The sequence below is a fragment of the Kitasatospora sp. NPDC057198 genome, from assembly GCF_042670125.1.
In the GTDB taxonomy this organism is placed as follows: Bacteria; Actinomycetota; Actinomycetes; order Streptomycetales; family Streptomycetaceae; genus Kitasatospora.
Genome location: NZ_JBHUWH010000008.1, coordinates 19,686 through 37,332, shown reverse-complemented (window position 1 = coordinate 37,332; position 17,647 = coordinate 19,686). Strand labels below are relative to the sequence as shown.

Below are 17,647 nucleotides of genomic sequence, written 5' to 3'. Positions count from 1 at the left end.
TTCAGCGGCGGGCGAGGTGGGAGCGGAGTTCGACCAGTGGTTCGGCGGCGTCGGGGGCGTCGGCGGCGGTGAGTTCCGCGATGGCGGCGTCCAGGCGGGCCCGGGCGGCGTCGGGGCGGTCGAGGCGGCCGGCCTCCAGGACGGCGGCGACCCGGATCGACTCGGCCTGCCCGTGGTACGCGTCGGCGCCCAGGGCGGCGAACGCGGCGATGGCGAGTTCCATCTCGGCGAGCGCCTCCTCGTCCCGGCCCAGGGTGCTCAGGGTGCGGGCCCGGGTGTCGTGCAGGGTGCCGTCGGGGCAGCCGTAGTCGAAGTCCTGGCCCTCGCGTTCGGCGGTCGCCGCCACTTCGGCGGCCTCCGTCAGCCGGGCCAGCGCCTGGTCGGCGGCCTCGGGGTGCGCCTCGTCGTGCAGTTCGGCGAGGTGGCGGGCCTGGCGCAGCAGCATGTCGAAGACCGAGTCGGGGTGCGGGCCGGCCCGGTGCGCCTCCAGGGCGCGCTGCCGAGTGAGGTCGGCGGCGGGCCACTGTTCGGCGGCGGCGAGGGCGACGGCGGCTTCGGCGGCGACCATGGTGAGGATGTGCTTCTCCTCGAAGTCGGCGACCCGGTCGGCGAGCAGCAGGTACTCCTCGGCGGCGGCCCGGGGTTCGCCGGCCCCGCGCAGGCCGCGCGCCAGGGTGAGCCGGGCCTGGGCCTGTTCGCGGACGTCGAGTTCGGCGAACGCGGGCTCCAGCAGCACGGATTCGAGGACGGCCACGCCGTCGTCGGGGCGTCCGGCGCTGCTCAGCGCCTGGCCGAGCATGATGCGGGCGGACGCGGCCTCGCCGGCCTCGCCGAGGCGGTCGTAGCGGGCGGCGGCCTCGGTGAGCGCCCGGGCGGCCTCGGCGTGGCGGCCCAGGCAGAGGTGGGCGCGGGCCAGGCCCGCGTGGACCCGGGCGGCGGCGCTGGAGCGGTCGCCGTACCGGGCGGAGACCTCGGTGGACCGCTGGAAGTGCTCCACCGCCTCTTCCAGCTCTCCCCGGCAGAAGGCGAGTTCGCCGCGCTGGCTGTGGACGTGGGCGAGCCGCCAGGGGGCGGCGGCCTGTTCGATCAGCCGCTCGGCCTCGGTGACCAGCCGCTCGGACTCGGCGAAGTCGGCGCCCTCCTGCTGGCGTTCGGCCAGGAAGCGGATCCGGGCGCCGAACAGGCGGGCGTTGGCCTGGCGGTGCGGGAGGCCGTGGCGGGCCGCCTCGGTGTGGAGCAGTTCGAGGGTGGCCTCGGCCTCGGCGAGCTCCTCCGGGTCCGGGTCCGGGCGGGGGAGGTCGGGGCCGCCCTCCTCGGAGGTGCTCTGGAAGACGGCGCGCAGTTCGGCGCTGGCCTGGACCTGGAGCACGGCGACCAGTTCGCGGCCGCCGAACGGGGCTCCGGATTCCACCAACTCCTCGAGCTGGGCGCGCAGTTCGCGGATCACCCGGAGGTCGCCGGGGCGGCCCTCCTTGGGGCCGGCCAGCCGGGCCCGGCAGGCGAGGGCGCGGGCGGTCAACCCGGCCTGCTCGAACAGTTCGGCGGCCGAGGCGTACAGGGCGTCGGCCTGCTCGTCCGGGATGTGCTCCTCGAAGGCGCGCTCCAGGGCGAGTTCGGCCTTCAGCTGGACGAGCGGGCCGAGGCCGGACTGCTCGGCGTCCTCGGGGTGCCGGTGGTCGGGGTCCTCGATCAGGGCGGCGATCCGGTTCCAGTACAGGATCGACTCGGGGTGGTTGGTGAAGCTCAACTCGCGCGCCTTGGTCACGAGTTCGGCCAGGTCGGCGGGTCGGCCCGGGGTGGCCGGGGCGGCCGCGGGGGTGGGCTTCGGGGCCTCGGCGGGGGTGGCGGCGCGCAGGCCGAGCGGCAGCGGTTCGGCGACCAGCGGGGTGCGGGCCAGCCGGGCCCGGCGGGCTTCGCCGACCGCGTCGGTGCCGTTGCGGGCGTCGAAGCGGGCGGCCAACTCGTCGCCCTCGGTGCGCAGTTCGGCGTACAGGGTGGCGGCGGCGCGGTGCGCGCCGGGCGGGCCGGCCACTGGGACGTCGCCGTGGCCGTCCTCGACCAGCCGGCCGAGCAGGAGTTGGGCGCCGGTGAGGAAGTGCAGCCGGGCCAGCGGGTCGCCGTGCCGGTCGAAGAGGTCCCGGTTCTCGGCGAGGATCTCCAGGCCGCGCGGCTCGTTGCGGGTGAGCGCGCAGAACTCCAGGTGCAGGCCGATCGACTTGGCGGCGGCGGAGCGGCCGCGGGCCCAGCGGTAGCCGGTCAGGTGCGCGGAGCGGGCCTCCTCGACCCGGCCGGTGCGCAGCAGCGGCAGCAGCGCGAGGGCCCGGCTGACGTGCGGCTCCTCGGAGCAGGAGCGCTCGCCGGAGAACACCGGCCGCCAGACCTCCAGGGCCCGTTCGTCGTCGCCGAGCCGGACGAAGTGCTGGGCCTGCTCGCGCAGTTCGCAGGCGTGGCAGTCGCTGTAGCGGGAGCGCCAGCGGGTCGCCCACAGCTCGAAGACGTCCTGGACGCCCTGGCCGGTGTGCGCGGCCAGCTGGTACTGCCGGGCGTAGTAGGGCTGGAGATCGTGGCCCTGGGCAAGGTAGTGCGAGCGCAGTTCGCCGTGCCAGCGGCGGACGGCGTCCAGCGGCACCTCGGGGACGCTGAGCAGCGCGCTGGCGACCCACTTGTAGCGCCAGTCGGTGGCGTGGTTCTCCCAGTCGCCGAAGCCGTCGGGGTGCTCCTTGCGGAGCTTGGCGATCCGGGCGAAGGCGACCGGCAGCTTGCGCTGCTCGGCGTCGTACTCGTACGCCTCGGTCAGCTCCAGCAGGGCGACGGCGAGCAGCTCGGGGTCGTCGAACTGCTCGGCGGCGTCGACGAGTTCCTCGGCGGTGACGGTGCGCGGGCGGCCGTGCGGGAGTTCGTCGTTGGCGCGCAGGGCGGCGCGGACGGCGTCGATGGTGTCGAGCATCACGACTCCTGGTGCGGCGTGGTCGGGCCGGCCTGGTCGGAGGCGGCGGCGGGCTCGTGGCCGAGCATGGCGTGGTCGAGCAGGGCGAGGAAGGAGCGGTTCAGCAGCGCGGACTCGCTGGCCTTGAGCGGGCGGCGGGCGAGCAGCAGGGCCTGGCCGTAGAGCGCCTCGACGGTGGTGGTGGCGAGTTCGGGGTGCCGGATGGCGGCGGCCCGGCGCACCAGCGGGTTGAGGTGGTTGAGCACGAGTTGGGCGCGCGGCGCGGAGCTGCCCAGCGAGCCGAGGATGTCGGCCCACAACCCGTCGGCCTGGTCGGCGAGTCGGGTGCGGGTGCGCTCGTGCCGGGCCTCGCGGTCGTCGAGCAGCAGGGCGGGGGCGCTGCTGGGGTGGAAGGTGCGCAGCGCGACGTCGCAGTCGAAGCGGCCGAGGACTTCGCGGGCGGTGGCGAGGAACGCGGCGGCGGCGAGTTCGGTGGCCGGGTCGACGTTGTCCAGGTGCGCGGTGACGGTGGCCGGGTCGAGGTCGGCGACGGTGGTGCCGGTGCGGATCTCGGGCAGCCGGTGCACCAGGTCCCGGTCGTAGGTGTAGCCGCCGTTGATGACGCCGAGGCCGGCCGCGCCGGCGATCGGGGCGACCTGGCGGAACTCCTCGACGGTGCGGGTGACCAGCACCACCGGGTGGGCGCGGACGAACTCGTCGAGCGTGACGTTGCCGTCGGTGGTCTCGAACGGCAGCCAGGGCAGCAGCATCCGCAGCAGTTCGTCGTCGTGCCGGGCCAGCGACTTGACGGCCAGGTGGTGCACGGACAGGAAGCGGTGCAGCAGGCCCGGGTCGCTGGCGGACAGGTCGGTCAGCCAGTCGCGGATCCGCAGGCCGAGCGCGTCGCGGACGGCGGCGAGCGTCTCGTCCGCGTACAGCGCCTCGCGGGAGGCGGTGGGGCGCAGCCGTTCGGCGTCGACCACGCAGCGCACGAAGAACGCCCACTCGGGGAGCAGTTCGTCGGCCTGGTCGGAGAGCAGCATGCCCTTGAGGTGCACCCGGTGCCCGGCCCGGCGGGACGGCGGGACGGCCTCGGGCAGCACGTAGGCGACGCCGCTGAGGCCGACCAGCGGCAGGTCGAGGTCGATGGTGTCGAGCGGGGTGAAGTCGAAGGTGTCGCGGCAGTGCGCGGTGAGCGCCTCGCGGCGGGCGGCGGGGGTGTCGTGACGGCGGGCCCAGGGCGCGGGGGTCTGGTTGATCTGCGTGGCGCGCCCGGCGCCGTCGACCACGGTGACCCGGTGGCGCAGCAGGCTGCCGTAGTGCCGGGCCAGTTCGAGGACGCGGCGCGGGGCGGTCCACTCCTCGGCGTCGGTGCGCGGGGTGAGGGTGACGGTGGTGCCGGGCTCGGGGCGGGCGTCGGCGGGCAGGGTGGTGATGGTGTAGCGGCCGTCGGAGCGGCCGCGCCACTCGACCACCGGCGCGTCGGGGGTGCGGGCGGAGCGGGTGGTGACGGTGATCTCGTCGGCGACCACGAAGCAGGCCAGCAGGCCGATGCCGAACTGGCCGATGAACTCGGTGCGGGCGTCGGCGAGTTGCCCGGCGTCCAGGTCTCCGTCGGCGGTCCGCTTGGAGCTGCGGCCGATGGTGGCGAGGAAGGTGTGCACGTCGGCCTCGGTCAGGCCGACACCGGTGTCGGAGACCGAGAAGGCGTCGCCGGTGGTGACGGTGATCCCGGCGGGCGCGGCCGGGTCGAGGGCCTGCCGGGCGGTGATCGCGTCGACCGCGTTCTGCAGCAGTTCGCGCAGGTAGACGCGGGGGCTGGAGTACAGGTGGTGGGAGAGCAGGTCGACCAGGCCGCGCAGGTCCACCTGGAAGGTGTGCTGCGCGCTGGGCTCGTTCGGGGTCACCGGGGCTGGTCCTTCGGCTGGTGCGGGCGGCGGTCTGTGGGTGCCGGGGGCACGGCTGGGTGCGGCGGGGCGCTGCGGGCTGCGGACGGGCGCGGCCGGGGTCAGTGCCCGGCGCAGCGCAGGCGGGTGCGGTGGTAGACCTCGGCCGGGTCGCCCCAGTAGGCCCAGGGGCGTTCGGTGGCGAGGTCGCCGAGTTCGGCGAAGAGCCGGTTCGCGGCGGCGAGTTCGCCGGCCAGCGCGAACGCCATCGCGAACTCGTTGTGGGCGAGCGGCCAGTCCCGGCCGCGGACGTGCGCGGGGTGGCGCACCGAGCGGTCGGCGGCCTCGTGCAGCTGCTCGCGGACGTGCTCCTGAGCCATGTACACGGCGTCCTCCTCGGGCGGCAGCGAGAGCCAGTGCTCGATGTGGGCGCGGGCCACCAGCTCGCCGTGCGGGCCGCCCTCGGGGGCGGCGAGCATCGCGGCGCGGGCGAAGGCGTGCATCTGCTCGTGCGAGCCCTGCCACTTCTCGCACAGCTGCTGGAGGCGCTGGCGCTGCGAGGCGAGGTGGTGCGGGCGGCGGCGCAGCGCGGCCTCGAAGCGGTGGCGGGCGGCCTCCCGGTCGAGCGAGGCGCCGCGGCCGCTGATCTGCAGGAAGTACCAGGGGCCGAGCAGCTCCGGGTCGAGCTCGGCGGCCCGGTAGAGGTGCTCCTCGGCGCTCTCCAGCCGCTCGTGGAACAGCTTCCACTGCTCCTCGGTGACGTCCCGGGCGCCGGCCCTGGTCCGGGCCTCCCAGGCCCAGCTGACGTGCCGGGCGCCCTGGACGAGCTGCAGCAGCGGGTCGTCGGGGGCGGCGGCGAGGGCCCGGCCGATCAGCACCTCGGCGCCCCTGACGTCCGCGACGGCCTCGACCATCAGCGTCAGGTCCTCCTGGTCGGCGGCGCCGTCGAGGAGCGCCCTGGCACCGGGCCAGGAGCCGACACCGACGAAGGCCCGCAGCTTGGCCAGCCCGGCGTCACCGAACGCCGGGTCGACGACGGGGCGCTCCTGCGGCGGCGCGGCCGCGGCCGTCGACGCGGCGGTGGCCGCCGGGTGGTCCTCGCCGGCGTCGCGGCGGCCGAGCAGCCGTGCGAACAGTCCCATTCCTGGGTCCCCTCCGAAGTGCTTCGCGTTCCCGTGGGGGCCGCGCGTGGCGGTCCCCGGATCGAGATTCCTATCACGTCCGTGCGACAGGTGTGCGAAGTGTTTTCAGCGGGAGGGCAAGCACACCAGGGGCTCGGGGAACGGCGAGTCCGTGCTGCTGGGGGTCGGAGCCCATCGGAGTGTTCGTGCTGCTGCGTGTCTTTGACGGAACCGGAAGCCGATGCGCGCTACGGCAGTGAACCGCTCGCAGACTGGGTCTCGCCGTTCCCCGAGCCCCTGGTGGAGCCCTCTATTCGGCGGTGTGGACGGCGCGGCCGCCGACGTAGGTGCGCAGGACGCGGGTCTCGGCGATCTGCTCGGCGGGGGCGGCGAACGGGTCGCGGTCGAGGACGACGAGGTCGGCGAGGTTGCCGGGGCGCAGGACACCGGTGTCGTCGAGGCGGTTGAGGTGGGCGGTGCCGCTGGTGTAGGCGGCGAGGGCGGTGGCCAGGTCGAGGCGCTGTTCGGGCAGGAAGACCGGGGTGTCGGGGCCGGCGCCGGGTTCGCGGCGGTTGACGGCGGTGTGGATGCCGTCGATCGGGACGGCGCTGGAGACCGGCCAGTCGGAGCCGGCGGCGAGGGTGGCGCCGGTGCGCAGCAGGCTGCCGAACGGGTACTGCCAGGTGGCGCGTCGGGGGCCGAGGAAGGGGATGGTGAGTTCGTCCATCTGCGGTTCGTGGGCGGCCCACAGCGGCTGGATGTTGGCGAGGGCGCCGAGGGCGGCGAACCGGGCGAGGTCGTCGGGGTGGACGACCTGGAGGTGGGCCAGGTGGTGGCGGTTGCCGCGGCGGCCGTTGGCGGTGACGGCGGCCTCGACCGCGTCCAGGGCCTCGCGGACGGCGCGGTCGCCGAGGGCGTGGAAGTGCACCTGGAAGTCGAGCGCGTCGAGGGCGGTGACGTGTTCCTTGAGGGCCTCCGGGTCGACGAAGCTGAGGCCGCTGTTGCCGGTGGCGCAGCCGCAGCCGTCCAGGTAGGGGGCGGTGAGGGCGGCGGTGAAGTTCTCGGCGATGCCGTCCTGCATGATCTTGACCGAGCTCGCCCGGAACCGTCCGTGGCTGAACTTCTCGCGGCGGGCGACGAGTTCGGGGATCTGGTCGGCGCCGCGTTCGCGGTCCCACCACAGGGCGCCGACGACGCGGGCGGTGAGGGTGCCGTCCTGGGCGGCGGTGAGGTAGGCGTCGGAGGGGTCGGGGTTGCCGCCGAACTCGCCGAGCAGGGCGTCCTGCCAGGCGGTGATGCCGAGCGAGTGCAGCATCGCCTGGGCGCGGTGCAGGGCGGCGAGGCGGTCGGCGGCGGTGGGGGCGGGGGCGTGCCGGCCGACCAGGCCGACGGCGCCCTCCTGGAGCGTGCCGCCGGGGGTGCCGTCGGCCTCGCGTTCGATCCGGCCGTCGGCGGGGTCGGGGGTGTCGCGGGTGAGTCCGGCGAGTTCCAGGGCGCGGGTGTTGGCCCAGGCGCCGTGGTGGTCGCGGTTGGCGAGGAGCACCGGCCGGTCGGGGACGACGGAGTCGAGGAGCTGCCGGGTGGGCAGGCCGCCGTCGAAGCTCTCCATCGACCAGCCGCCGCCGGTGATCCACTCCTTGTCGGGGTGGGCGGCGGCGTACCCGGCGATCCGGGCCAGGTAGTCGGCGACGGTGACGGTGCCGGTGAGGTCGCAGGCGGCCATCTCGAGGCCGCCGTAGACGGCGTGCACGTGGGCGTCCTGGAAGCCGGCGATCAGCAACTTGCCGTGCAGGTCGACGACTTCGGTGCCGGGTCCGGCCAACTCCCGTACCTCGTCGTGCCCCACCGCGGTGATCCGCCCGCCGGTGACGGCCAGCGCGCTCGCCCGGGTGCGGGCGGCGTCGCCGGTGTGGATCGGCCCGCCGGTGAAGAGCAGGTCGGCACGGTTCATGGGTGGTGCTCCGTTTTCGTTGTGGGGTACGGGAGTTGACTGTTCGTCAGGTGAGGGTGGCGGATTCCGTCTCGGTGCCGGTGCCGGTGCCGGTGCCGGCCCGGTCGGTGGCGCCGGTGAAGTACGGCGAGCGGCGGCCCCAGCGCGACCGGGCGGCGGCGACCAGGCCGGAGCCGATCATCAGGGCGGGCACGGTCAGTTCGAACCAGCCGTTGTCGGCGGCGAGTTCGAAGTGGTCGGTGGAGTCGTAGAACGTCCGGGCGAGGTAGCCGCCGACCAGGAGCAGCACGATCGCGCCGAGCAGCGGGGCGACCACCGCTTTGAGGCCCTCGACGGGGCTCTCCCGCAGCAGGTGCCGGAAGCGCACCGCGGAGGCGATGGCGACCAGCGCGTAGTAGAGGGCGACGACGATGCCGATGGCGTTGACGGTGGCGGTGATCAGCTCGGTGACGGTCGGGATGGCCAGTGCCAGCCCGGCCAGTGCCAGCGCGATGCCGGTGATCAGCCAGGTGCCGGCGGCGGGGGTGCGGTGGCGCGGGTGCAGCCGCGTCCAGATCCTGCCGAGCGTGCCGTCGCGGCCCATCGCGTAGGTGCCGCGGGCGGTCGGGATGACGGCGGCCTGCAGCGAGGCGGCGGCGGAGAAGGTGAGGGCGACCAGCGGCAGCGCGGCCAGCGGCTGGTCGGCGAGCTTGTCGGCGAAGTACGCCAGGCCGGTGGTGCCGTTGTCGGCCAGCTCGTCGATCGGCAGCACCCGCTGGAAGGCGGTGCCCGCGAAGAGGAACAGTCCGAGCATCAGCAGCAGCGACAGGAAGCCGCCGCGGGTGGCGTCCTTCGGGTCGTGCACCTCCTCGCCGACGCTGAACACCGACTCGAAGCCCCAGTAGCAGAACACCGCGAGCACCATGCCCTGGGCGAGCGCCGCCATCGAGGGGATCTCGAACGGGTCGTACCAGGACAGGCTGAACGGCTGGTCGCCGGCGAACAGGCCGTAGCCGCAGAACGCGAGCAGCACCGCGTACTCGAAGACCAGCAGGTACTTCTGCAGCCTGGCGGCGAGGTCGAGGCCGCGGACGGCGACCACCGTCGCGGTGAGCAGCACCAGCATGCCGATCAGCGTGCACTGGAAGCTGGAGTCCGGGTCCAGCCGCACGCCGGGCAGCGCGTGCAGGCCCGCCGTACCGACCAGTTGGATGATCGCCGAGCCGGTGACGGTGGTGGTGTACGCCATGAAGACGATGGTGGTGACGATGTTGACCCAGCCGGTCAGGAAGCCGAGCCACGGGTTGAGCGCCTTGCCGACCCAGCGGTAGGAGCTGCCCGCGTCCGGTTCGACCCGGTTGAGCCGCCCGTAGCCGCAGGCGATGCCGAGCACCGGCAGGAAGGCCAGCAGCATGATGGCCGGCAGGTGCAGGCCGACCACGCCCGCCATCAGGCCCAGGCCGATGCCGATCGAGGTGGTGGCGGCCGTGCTGGACGCGGCGATCACCACCACCGCGCCGACACCGACCGACTTGCGCATCGCGTCCGGGCCCGCGGCGGGGCCGCCGCCGGAACCGCCGTCGGGGACGGAGCCCCGGTCCTTGACCGTCGTTGCCAAAGGATCACCGCCGAGAGGTGTGGTGGGGGGACGCCCGCGGGCGGGCGCCGGGTGGGGGTGCGCCGGAACGGTGGCGCGGGGGGGTCGCCGGTCGCCGGCGGGCGTCGCGGGGCTCGGCGCGCCGGGTGGGGGTCACCGGCGGAGAACCGCCGGCAGGGAGGCCATGAAACCCCCGCCCCCGGCGAACGTCAATGCTGTTGTCGTAAGGGGGATGCCCTAGGCTCACGGGCCATGACCGACCGCCCCGACCGTTCCGGCCGCCCCGGGCGCGCCGACCGCCCCGACCCTGTCGAGCGCCCCGACCGCGTCGTCCCCGAGACCGCGCGCCGCCGCCGGCGCCCCACCAAGCACGGCACCGTGCTCTCCGAACAGGTCATCGTCGACACCGCCCTGCGGCTGGTCGGCCAGCACGGCGCCCAGGCGTTCACCGTCCGCCGCCTGGGTCTCGCGCTCGGCGCCGACCCCAGCGCGATCTACCGCTACTTCCACAGCACCGACGACCTGCTGCTCGCCGTCGCCGACGAACTCATCGGCCTCGGCCTGGACGGCTGGCGGCCCACCGGCGACTGGCGCGCCGACCTGCGCGAGGTCGGCCTGCGCATCCACGCCCGCTCGCTCGCCCACCCGCAGGCCGCCGTCCTCGCCGCGTACCGCACCACCGGCCGGGCCAACGAGATCCGCGCCATCGAGACCATGCTCGGCATACTGCGCGAAGCCGGGTTCCCCGACCCCGACGCGGTCAGCCTCTACCACGCCTTCATCGACCAGGCGCTGGGCTTCGCCGTCCTCGACTCCGCCGCGATCGCCCTGCCCGCCCCCGCCCAGCACGCCGACAGCAGCGTCTGGGACACCGCCTACCGCGGCCTCTCCCCCGACACCCACCCGAACATCGCCGCCACCGCCGACCTGCTCGCCGCCGACATGCGGCGCAGCGCCTACCCGCTGGCCCTCGACCTGCTGCTCGACGCGCTCGCCGCCCGGCTGCCGTCCTGACCCGGTGCCGCCCCCGCAGGCACCGGATCACTACTGACGGACCGTCACAAGCCTTGCTGTTCCGGCAGGTTGTGCCAGTGGTGCGAGCAGCCGTCGGCGCACCAGCGGCCCCGGCGGCGCTCGTCGGCGATCGCGAACAGCGCGCTCAACAGGCGGTAGGACTTGACCTGTTCGTCGGCGGGCAGGAAGGCGATCCGCCCCGCGTTCCGGACGCCCCGGGCCAGCATGACGGCCGGGGTGTGGGTCGGCCGGAGGCCCGACCGGCGGACCGCCTCGGGCACGTCGGCGTCCTCGGCCCGAGCCTGGTCGCAGCAGAACCACAGGGCGTACAGCGCCACCTGCCGCTGCTCCCCCTCCAGGCCGGCGAACCACTCCAGGCCCTGCTCAGTGCTGCGCAGGCCCTGGGCGACCCGGTTGATCATCAGCAGGACGTTGTCCTCCTCCGGCTGCCGCATGCCACCCACCCCCTCCGTGCCGCCGGCGTTCCGCGCCGCCGACATTCCGTGCCGCCGACATTCCGTGCCACCGGTGTTCCGTGCCGCCGGTGTTCCGTGCCGCCGGTGTTCCACGCCATCCAAGCAGCCCGGCGTCCCGGCGTGCCGCCGGTTTTCGGCGGGGGGACGTCATAGGGTCGCCGCGTCCCCGTCCGTTCCCCCTCCGCAGGAGATCCGCATGCGCATCCACCTCACTTCGGTCTTCGTCGAGGACCAGGCCGCGGCGCTCGCCTTCTACACCGGCGTCCTGGGCTTCGTGAAGAAGCACGACGTGCCGCTCGGCGGCGGTGCCCGCTGGCTGACGGTGGTCTCCCCCGAGCAGCCCGACGGCACCGAACTGCTGCTGGAGCCCTCCGGCCACCGCGCCGTCCCGCCGTACAAGGCGGCGCTGCGCGAGGACGGCATCCCCGCCGCGTCCTTCGCCGTGGACGACGTCCCCGCCGAGTACGAGCGGCTGCGGGCGCTGGGCGTGGTCTTCACCCAGGAGCCGACGGCCATGGGGCCGGTCACCACCGCGGTCTTCGCCGACACCTGCGGCAACCTGATCCAGATCGTGCACGCGCCGTAGCGGTCGCCCGCGCGCCGCGGTGTCGGGCGCACCCGGTAGCCTCCCGGCCGTGATCATCGAGAACGGGCGCCGGAGCGGCGCGAGTTGGTGGGGGACCGTCGTGGACCGGCTGCGGGCCCGCGGTCTGCGGTTGCTGGCGGTGGTGGCGGCCGCGACGGCCGTCCAGCTGGTCGTCCTGGAGGTGCTCCGGGCACTGTCGCCGTCCTACCAGGTGGGGCGCGTGCTGGTCGTCGTGCTGGACACCCTGGTGCTGTCGTACGAGTACGGCGTGGCCGTACGCCTGCTGGCCTCCGGGCCGGGGACGGGCTGGGCGGCCGTGCTGCGGGTGCCGGGGCGGCAGTTCGGCCGGGTGGCGCTCTGGTCGGTGCTGCTCTCGCTGGAGACCCTGGTCGGCCTGCTGATCGTCTTCTGGCCCGACACGTTCCTCGGAACGTACAGAGGGCTGCTGGGGGTGGCGCTGGTGCTGCCGACCGCGCTCGGGGGCGCCCTGAACGCGGCCCTGCCGACGGTCGCGTTCCTGGAGGACGGCGGGGTGCGGGCCTGCTGGCGGCTGCTGTGCAGCGGGTGGGCGACGGCCGCGCGGCTGTGCGCGATCGCACTCGGCGCGCGCCTCGCCGGAGCAGCGATCACGTCGCTGTACAGCTCGGTCTTCTTCCGGGGCGGTTCCCGACTCGCCCTGGACTCGGTGAACGCGCTGGCGGCGCCGGTGGGGTTCGTCACCGTGCTGCTGCTGTTCGCCACCTACCTGCGCTCGCCCGCCGCCCGTCCGACCGCGCAGGCGGTCGCACCCGCCGCCACGACGGTGGACGCGCTGTTCGAGCCCGGACGGCCGTCCGGTACGGTCGGGGCGTGATCGAGGACGTGGCGGGTCGGGGTTCGGTGTGGTGGGCGGTCGCCAAGGAGCGGGTGGCCGCCTGCTGGTGGCAGCTGCTCGTGGTGGAGCTGCTGCACCTGGTCGTGCTGTCCGTGCTGAGCAGCGTCGTGGCCGGGGCCGGGGCGGCCCGGTCGGCCGCGGCGGTGCTGATGTTCGCGGTCGGCGCGGTGCTCGGGGCCTGGCGCTGGTCGGCCCGGCTGCGGCTGCTGGGCGGCGAGGGCGACCTGGTGCAGGCGCTGCGGACGGCGGGCGCCCCCGTGCTGCGGCTGGCCCTGCTGACCTCCGCGGTGAACCCGTACGGGCTGGTCTGGTTGGCGTCGACGCTGTTCACGGGTGGCGACTCGCTGGTGCGCTCGGTGTCCCTGCCGCTGTTCCCGGTCGGCCTGGCGCTGGCCGCGGTGTTCGCGCTGCTGCCGATGGCCGTCCTGCTGGAGGGCCGCGGCCTCGGCCGCTCCTGGCGGCTGCTGCGCGACAACCGGCGCTCCGCGGTGCGGATCGGGCTGGTGGTGCTGGGCCAGACGGTGCTGTCCATGGCGCTGCCGGGCTCGATGCTCTCCCTGCTGATCGACCCGGCCGCCGCGGTGCTGCTGTTCGCCTCCTACCGGCTCTCCCTGGACGAGGAGAACTCCCCTTCCAGGAAGGGTTTCTGACGTTCCGTCCGGTTTCCTCCGGGATCCGTCCGGCCTCCGGCCCCGGGCGGCGGCGCCGGCAGTACCGGATCCGGTTCCCGGGCCCACCCGGCGTGTTGGTATGTTCTCCAACCGTCACTGCTGGCACAGCCGTCCCATGGGGGGATTCCCATCAGTATGCGCACCCGTCAACTCGCCGCCGCCGCAGCCCTGCTGACCGTCGTGCTGGCCGCCACCGGTTGTGACCCGGAGGACGCCTCGGACGGTGGATCGACCGCCGCGCAGTCCGCCGCCGCCACCACCGGCTCCGCATCCTCCGCCGCCGCTCCGTCCGCCGCCGCGTCCAAGGGCGCGTCCGGCTCCACCTCGAAGGCCGCCGCCGCGCCCGCCGGCGGCGAGGCCGTCAAGCCCGCCGACGAGGCCGCGTTCGAGAAGGGCAGCCTGGACCCGGGCAGCTGCGCCTCGTTCTACAAGACCCACAAGATCCTGGTGATCGAGAGCCTGAAGAACGGCCAGCTCAAGGCGTACCAGGAGAAGGTGGAGTGCGGCCAGTACGGCCGGCAGCTGGACGACCCCGCGGGCGACGCCACCGTCATGAAGGTGGCCCCCAACCTCACCGTCACCGTGCTGGGGAACACCGTCAGCTCCTCCTCCACCAACTACCCGCACTTCGAGGCGCACAAGGTCTCCTTCGCCGATTTCGTGAAGTCCCGCAAGCCCTGCGACGACTTCCCCGACCCGGACGACCGTCCGGCCGACGCCAGCTGCGACCCCCTCTTCGTCTACGAGACCGACGGCAGCGGCACGGTCACCTCGCTGCACGAGACCTGGGAGCCCACCGACTGACCCGCCCGGCCCCGCGGGAACGGGCCGGTGCCCGGCCCGTTCCCGCCAACCAGCCTGGTACGTAACGGAGTTCGCGGCCATGCGGCGTAGGGTCGGAGCCATGGACCCCCACCCGCAAGGCACTTCACGCACCCTGCGCAACACCTCGCGCCTCCTGCTCCTCGACCACCGGGACCGCCTGCTGCTGCTCTGCTCCCGGGACCCGCGGCCGGCGGGCGGCCGCTGGTGGTTCACCGTCGGCGGCGGCACCGAGGAGGGCGAGGACGCGCTGACCGCCGCCGTCCGGGAGTTGCGCGAGGAGACCGGGCTCGACCTGCCCGCCGAGCGCCTCGGCCCGCCGGTGTGGACCCGCACCGCCGACTTCACCTTCGACGGCCGTCCCTTCCGCCAGTGGGAGGAGTACCGCCTGCTGCGCCTGACCGCCGCCGAGACCGCCGCCGTCCGGGTCGACCCCGGCGAGGCGAAGTTCGGCCACCACTGGTGGAGCGTCGAGGAGTTGGCCGGCACCGACCAGACCGTCCGCCCGCGCGAACTGGCCGTCCTGCTCCCCGCCCTGCTCCGCGACGGCCCCGGCGGGGCCCCGCTGGACCTGGGCCTGGTCGACGACGACGACGATCAGGCCGCGCCCTAGGTGTGCTGTCCTGTGAGGTCGGGAACGCGGCCGGCGGGTGGTGGGCCTGCGAGTGCGGTGTGTCCGCGGTGGTGATTGCAGGTGCGGAGCCGGGCGGGGTAGGCGTCGGACCGGCCGTCCGCGGTCAGAGGGTGGCTGCGCGCAGCACGATCAGGGCGACGGAGACCACGGTGAGGACCGCCGCCGGGGACGCGCCCTTGCGGTCGCCGACGCGCAGGTGGAAGGCGATCGCCCCGGCGAAGTAGAGCGTCAGGCCGATCGCGGCGGCGATTCCGAGGGGCCCCCAGCGGAGTCCGGCCACCACACCGGCCGCGCCCGCGATCTGGGCGCCGATCAGGAAGGCCATCAGGCCCTGCGGCACTCCGAGGGCGGACATCTGCTCGGTGATGTGCCGCGTCCGCAGGAACTTGGCCCCGGCCGATGCCAGGAGAAACGCCGCCATGACCACGGTGACGACAGCGAGGGAGACGAACATGGCTGAACCCCGATCGTGCGAGATGCGAGTAAGGAGGCGTGCGCACTTCGACGACGATAGGCGGCCGTCAGGTACCTCCAGGTAACCTTCGGGGGCATGAGCCTGCGACCCGGAATCGCCTTCCTCGCCGACTGTCCCGCCCTCCTGGCCATGGAGATCATCGCCAGCAAGTGGTCCATGGTCACGCTCTTCGCGCTGACCGACGGCCCGTTGCGCCACGGCGAGTTGGTCGAGCTGAGCGGTGGCGTCTCGCGCAAGGTACTGACCCAGACGCTGCGCCGGCTCCAGGCCAACGGGCTCGTCGAGCGGCACGCGTACGCCGAGGCGCCGCCGCGCGTGGAGTACGGCCTGACCGATCTCGGGCGCACCCTGGAGGAGCCCATCAGGATGCTCACCGCATGGGCGCAGGAGAACGGCGAGGCGGTCGTCACCTTCCGGGAAGCGGCCGAGGCGGCGAAAGGGCCGGACCTGTAGGCCCCCCGCGGTGCGGTCCGGCAGCAGGCCACCCGCCTCATGGGCGACTCCGGACCTGGAACCGGCGCCTGACCGCGGGTGGTTGAGCGGCGCCCCCGGCCCGCCCGGCCTGCTCCGGGGCGGCCCCCTACAGCACCGAGTAGGTCCGGTACTCGCCCCGCAGGGACGAGGTGGCCGCGTCCGCCACGACCGCCTGGGGGCCGGCCGCGCACGCCCGGAGGAACTCCGTGACCCGGGGGCCCGTCCATCCCGCCGCCGCGGCAGCGGCCCAGAACCGGCGGCCGTCGTAGGGGGCCAGGGGAGCGAGGAAGTCGAGGAGGTGGTCGATCGCGGCCGCGTCCAAGGGGAGCCGCCGCATCGCGACGGCGCGCAGCGCGCCGTCGGCGAGCATCGGGGTGCCGGACTCCAGGCACCGGCGCAGCGAACGGGCGGTCTCCTCCGGCGGGCTCAACCGGATGACGGCGTCGCCGAGCGCGACGTACACCATGGTCGCCTCGATGGGGCGCCGGGCGAGCTCCTTTATCAGCCCGAGGGCGGGCCGGTGGCCGCACTCCCCCAGGGCCATGACCAACTGGTACTGGGTCTCCCACGTCCGGACGTCGCGGACCTCCCGCTGGAGCGCCTCCAGCAGCGGCGGGCCCGCCGCCGGATCGGCCAGCCGCCGCAGGCGCAGCGCGGCGGAGCGCCGCTTGGGTGAGAGCCGGTGGCCGAGCTGCGCCACGGCTTCGTCCAGGGTCAGTGCCATTCTCAAGTCCCGTCCGGTCCGGTCAGTGCCGTTGCAGGGTAGGTCCTCGCCCCGACAAGGGCGGTACGCGTCCCCCCGCGCCGAGGGGTCCGGTGCCCTCAGTCCGGTGCCCTTCAGCCCGGTGCCGTCAGCCCGGTGCCGTCCGGGCTCGGCGGTCGGTGCGGGCCAGCAGCAGGGCGGCCACGGCCGGCAGGGCGACCATCGCGCGGAGCAGGCCGCTCTCGGGGTAGGTGTCCTGGCGCAGGTGCAGGGCGAGGAGGGCGGCGGCCAGGGCGACCGTACCGGCGAGGGCCAGTGGCAGGGCCGCCGCGCGGATCCGGCGGTCGGCGAGGGCGGCGGCCGCCACCAGCGCGGCCCCGGCGGCGGAGAGCCAGGGGTGCGCGTAGCCGAGGCCGTAGCGGATCGCGAGGGCCGGGGGCAGGAACAGCACGAGTGCCCGGCGCAGCAGGACGGCGAGCGCGGCGGTGCCGGGGCCGGGCTCCGGGGCGGTGGGGCCGGGCCGTGCGGAGGTGGGGCGGCGGTCGTACCCGGTGGCGGCGAGGACGGCCAGGGCGAGTGCGGCCTCGGGCCAACGGCCGGGCAGGTGGCGGAGGTTGTAGAGCAGCGCGGTGTCGTACACCACCATCACCAGGGTGCCGACGGCCCACAGTTCGGCGGCGAAGCGCAGCAGCCCGAGGGTGCCGGGGCACCGTTCCGCCCCGGGCGCGCGGCGGGCGGTGCGGAGCAGCAGCGGGACGGTGAGCAGCGCGGAGAGCACGCGGAGCGCCACGTCCTGGACGGTCCACGGGTTGGCCAGCGCGCATTCGACGGTGCCGAACACCAGGGTGTACGAGGCGGCGGTCGTCCACACCAGCGCGGGCGAGCCGAGGACGCGGCGCAGCAGCGCGGGGCTGAGGCGGTGCAGCACGGTCGCGTAGGCGAGCAGGACGAACGGCAGCTCCAGGAACGCCTGCACCCGCAGCACCGTCGGCGCGAACAGCCCCGGCACCGGCAGGTGCGCGGCCAGGGCCCGGACCACCGGGTGGCCGGTCGGCTCGGCGAACCAGCCGGGCGGCAGGTAGCGGGCGACGTACCCGGCGTCGCCGCCGTGCGCCCGCAGCAGGTAGGCGGAGCAGAGCAGTTGGTTCAGGTAGATCAGTGCGACCACCCCCGCCAGCAGCACCTCCGGCCGACGGGCGGCCCGGACGGCGGGCCGGACGGCGGGGGTGTCGGTATCGGTGTCGGTGTCGGCTGCCGTCGTACCCGTGTCCGTGGCGGCGGTGTCCGTGGTGGCGGCGGCGCCGGTGGCGGGTGGGCGCAGGGCGCGGGGGCCGAGCAGCAGGGCAGTGCCGGTGGAGCCGAGGACGGCGGCGTCGACCAGCAGCATGGTGGTGGTCATCCGCGGGATGCTACTGCCGCCCGTCATCCCAGGTCACCGCCGGGGCCGGGGCACCGCAG

At 74.7% G+C, this 17,647-nt stretch carries 16 protein-coding genes; 7 read left to right on the top strand and 9 right to left on the bottom strand.

Translation table 11 applies throughout. The annotated features are described in order from the left end of the window. Position 1: 1 nt before the first annotated feature. The 5 genes from ACFUEL_RS02075 to ACFUEL_RS02055 all read right to left on the bottom strand — a co-directional run bounded on the left by ACFUEL_RS02075 (position 2) and on the right by ACFUEL_RS02055 (position 9,481). Positions 2–2,947: a tetratricopeptide repeat protein gene (locus ACFUEL_RS02075; protein WP_380233976.1), complete on the bottom strand. Its 2,946-nt coding sequence runs from the start codon at positions 2,945–2,947 to the stop codon at positions 2–4. After that, positions 2,947–4,833, bottom strand: a complete 1,887-nt coding sequence (locus ACFUEL_RS02070; RefSeq protein ID WP_380233975.1) for an HSP90 family protein — start codon at positions 4,831–4,833, stop codon at positions 2,947–2,949. The genes ACFUEL_RS02075 and ACFUEL_RS02070 overlap by 1 nt, the downstream gene beginning before the upstream one ends. A gap of 101 nt (positions 4,834–4,934) precedes the next feature. Beyond that, positions 4,935–5,954: a hypothetical protein gene (locus tag ACFUEL_RS02065; RefSeq protein WP_380233973.1), complete on the bottom strand. Its 1,020-nt coding sequence runs from the start codon at positions 5,952–5,954 to the stop codon at positions 4,935–4,937. 289 nt (positions 5,955–6,243) lie between these two features. Continuing rightward, complete coding sequence (locus ACFUEL_RS02060; RefSeq protein ID WP_380233972.1) at positions 6,244–7,884, bottom strand: amidohydrolase; 1,641 nt, start codon at positions 7,882–7,884, stop codon at positions 6,244–6,246. Positions 7,885–7,930: 46 nt separating this feature from the next. After that, the gene (locus ACFUEL_RS02055) at positions 7,931–9,481 is read right to left on the bottom strand and encodes an APC family permease (protein WP_380233971.1); all 1,551 of its coding nucleotides are present in this window, start codon (positions 9,479–9,481) and stop codon (positions 7,931–7,933) included. Positions 9,482–9,712: 231 nt separating this feature from the next. Between ACFUEL_RS02055 and ACFUEL_RS02050 the strand changes: the two genes are divergently transcribed. Then, positions 9,713–10,474: a TetR/AcrR family transcriptional regulator gene (locus tag ACFUEL_RS02050; RefSeq protein WP_380233970.1), complete on the top strand. Its 762-nt coding sequence runs from the start codon at positions 9,713–9,715 to the stop codon at positions 10,472–10,474. 44 nt (positions 10,475–10,518) lie between these two features. Here the strand turns inward: ACFUEL_RS02050 and ACFUEL_RS02045 are convergent, their stop codons facing one another. Next, positions 10,519–10,929, bottom strand: coding sequence for a DUF5958 family protein (locus ACFUEL_RS02045; protein WP_380233969.1), 411 nt, complete (start codon positions 10,927–10,929; stop codon positions 10,519–10,521). A 217-nt stretch (positions 10,930–11,146) separates the two neighbouring features. Between ACFUEL_RS02045 and ACFUEL_RS02040 the strand changes: the two genes are divergently transcribed. From ACFUEL_RS02040 to ACFUEL_RS02020, 5 genes are all read left to right on the top strand, one after another. After that, positions 11,147–11,536, top strand: a complete 390-nt coding sequence (locus ACFUEL_RS02040; protein WP_380233968.1) for a VOC family protein — start codon at positions 11,147–11,149, stop codon at positions 11,534–11,536. Between the two features lie 49 nt (positions 11,537–11,585). Further along, positions 11,586–12,389, top strand: a complete 804-nt coding sequence (locus tag ACFUEL_RS02035) for a hypothetical protein (RefSeq protein ID WP_380233967.1) — start codon at positions 11,586–11,588, stop codon at positions 12,387–12,389. Further along, positions 12,386–13,060 carry a hypothetical protein gene (locus ACFUEL_RS02030; protein WP_380233966.1) on the top strand — a complete coding sequence of 225 codons (675 nt, stop codon included), beginning with the start codon at positions 12,386–12,388 and terminating at the stop codon, positions 13,058–13,060. Before ACFUEL_RS02035 ends, ACFUEL_RS02030 begins: the two co-directional genes overlap by 4 nt. Positions 13,061–13,216: 156 nt before the next feature. Then, a complete protein-coding gene (locus ACFUEL_RS02025; protein ID WP_380233965.1) occupies positions 13,217–13,885 on the top strand; it encodes a hypothetical protein in 669 nt (222 codons plus the stop codon). Positions 13,886–13,985: 100 nt separating this feature from the next. Next, positions 13,986–14,516, top strand: a complete 531-nt coding sequence (locus ACFUEL_RS02020) for an NUDIX hydrolase (RefSeq protein ID WP_380233963.1) — start codon at positions 13,986–13,988, stop codon at positions 14,514–14,516. 124 nt (positions 14,517–14,640) lie between these two features. Here the strand turns inward: ACFUEL_RS02020 and ACFUEL_RS02015 are convergent, their stop codons facing one another. Then, positions 14,641–14,991, bottom strand: a complete 351-nt coding sequence (locus ACFUEL_RS02015; protein ID WP_380233962.1) for a DoxX family protein — start codon at positions 14,989–14,991, stop codon at positions 14,641–14,643. A gap of 96 nt (positions 14,992–15,087) precedes the next feature. Here ACFUEL_RS02015 and ACFUEL_RS02010 point away from each other — a divergent pair, with 96 nt between their 5' ends. Further along, positions 15,088–15,465, top strand: a complete 378-nt coding sequence (locus tag ACFUEL_RS02010; protein ID WP_380233961.1) for a winged helix-turn-helix transcriptional regulator — start codon at positions 15,088–15,090, stop codon at positions 15,463–15,465. A gap of 127 nt (positions 15,466–15,592) precedes the next feature. On the opposite strand, the gene ACFUEL_RS02005 is transcribed toward ACFUEL_RS02010, so the two are convergent. Both ACFUEL_RS02005 and ACFUEL_RS02000 read right to left on the bottom strand, forming a co-directional pair. Beyond that, positions 15,593–16,210, bottom strand: a complete 618-nt coding sequence (locus ACFUEL_RS02005) for a HEAT repeat domain-containing protein (protein ID WP_380233960.1) — start codon at positions 16,208–16,210, stop codon at positions 15,593–15,595. A gap of 127 nt (positions 16,211–16,337) precedes the next feature. Then, positions 16,338–17,588 (bottom strand): hypothetical protein, encoded by a 1,251-nt coding sequence (locus ACFUEL_RS02000; protein ID WP_380233959.1) that lies wholly within the window; start codon positions 17,586–17,588, stop codon positions 16,338–16,340. Positions 17,589–17,647: the final 59 nt, after the last annotated feature.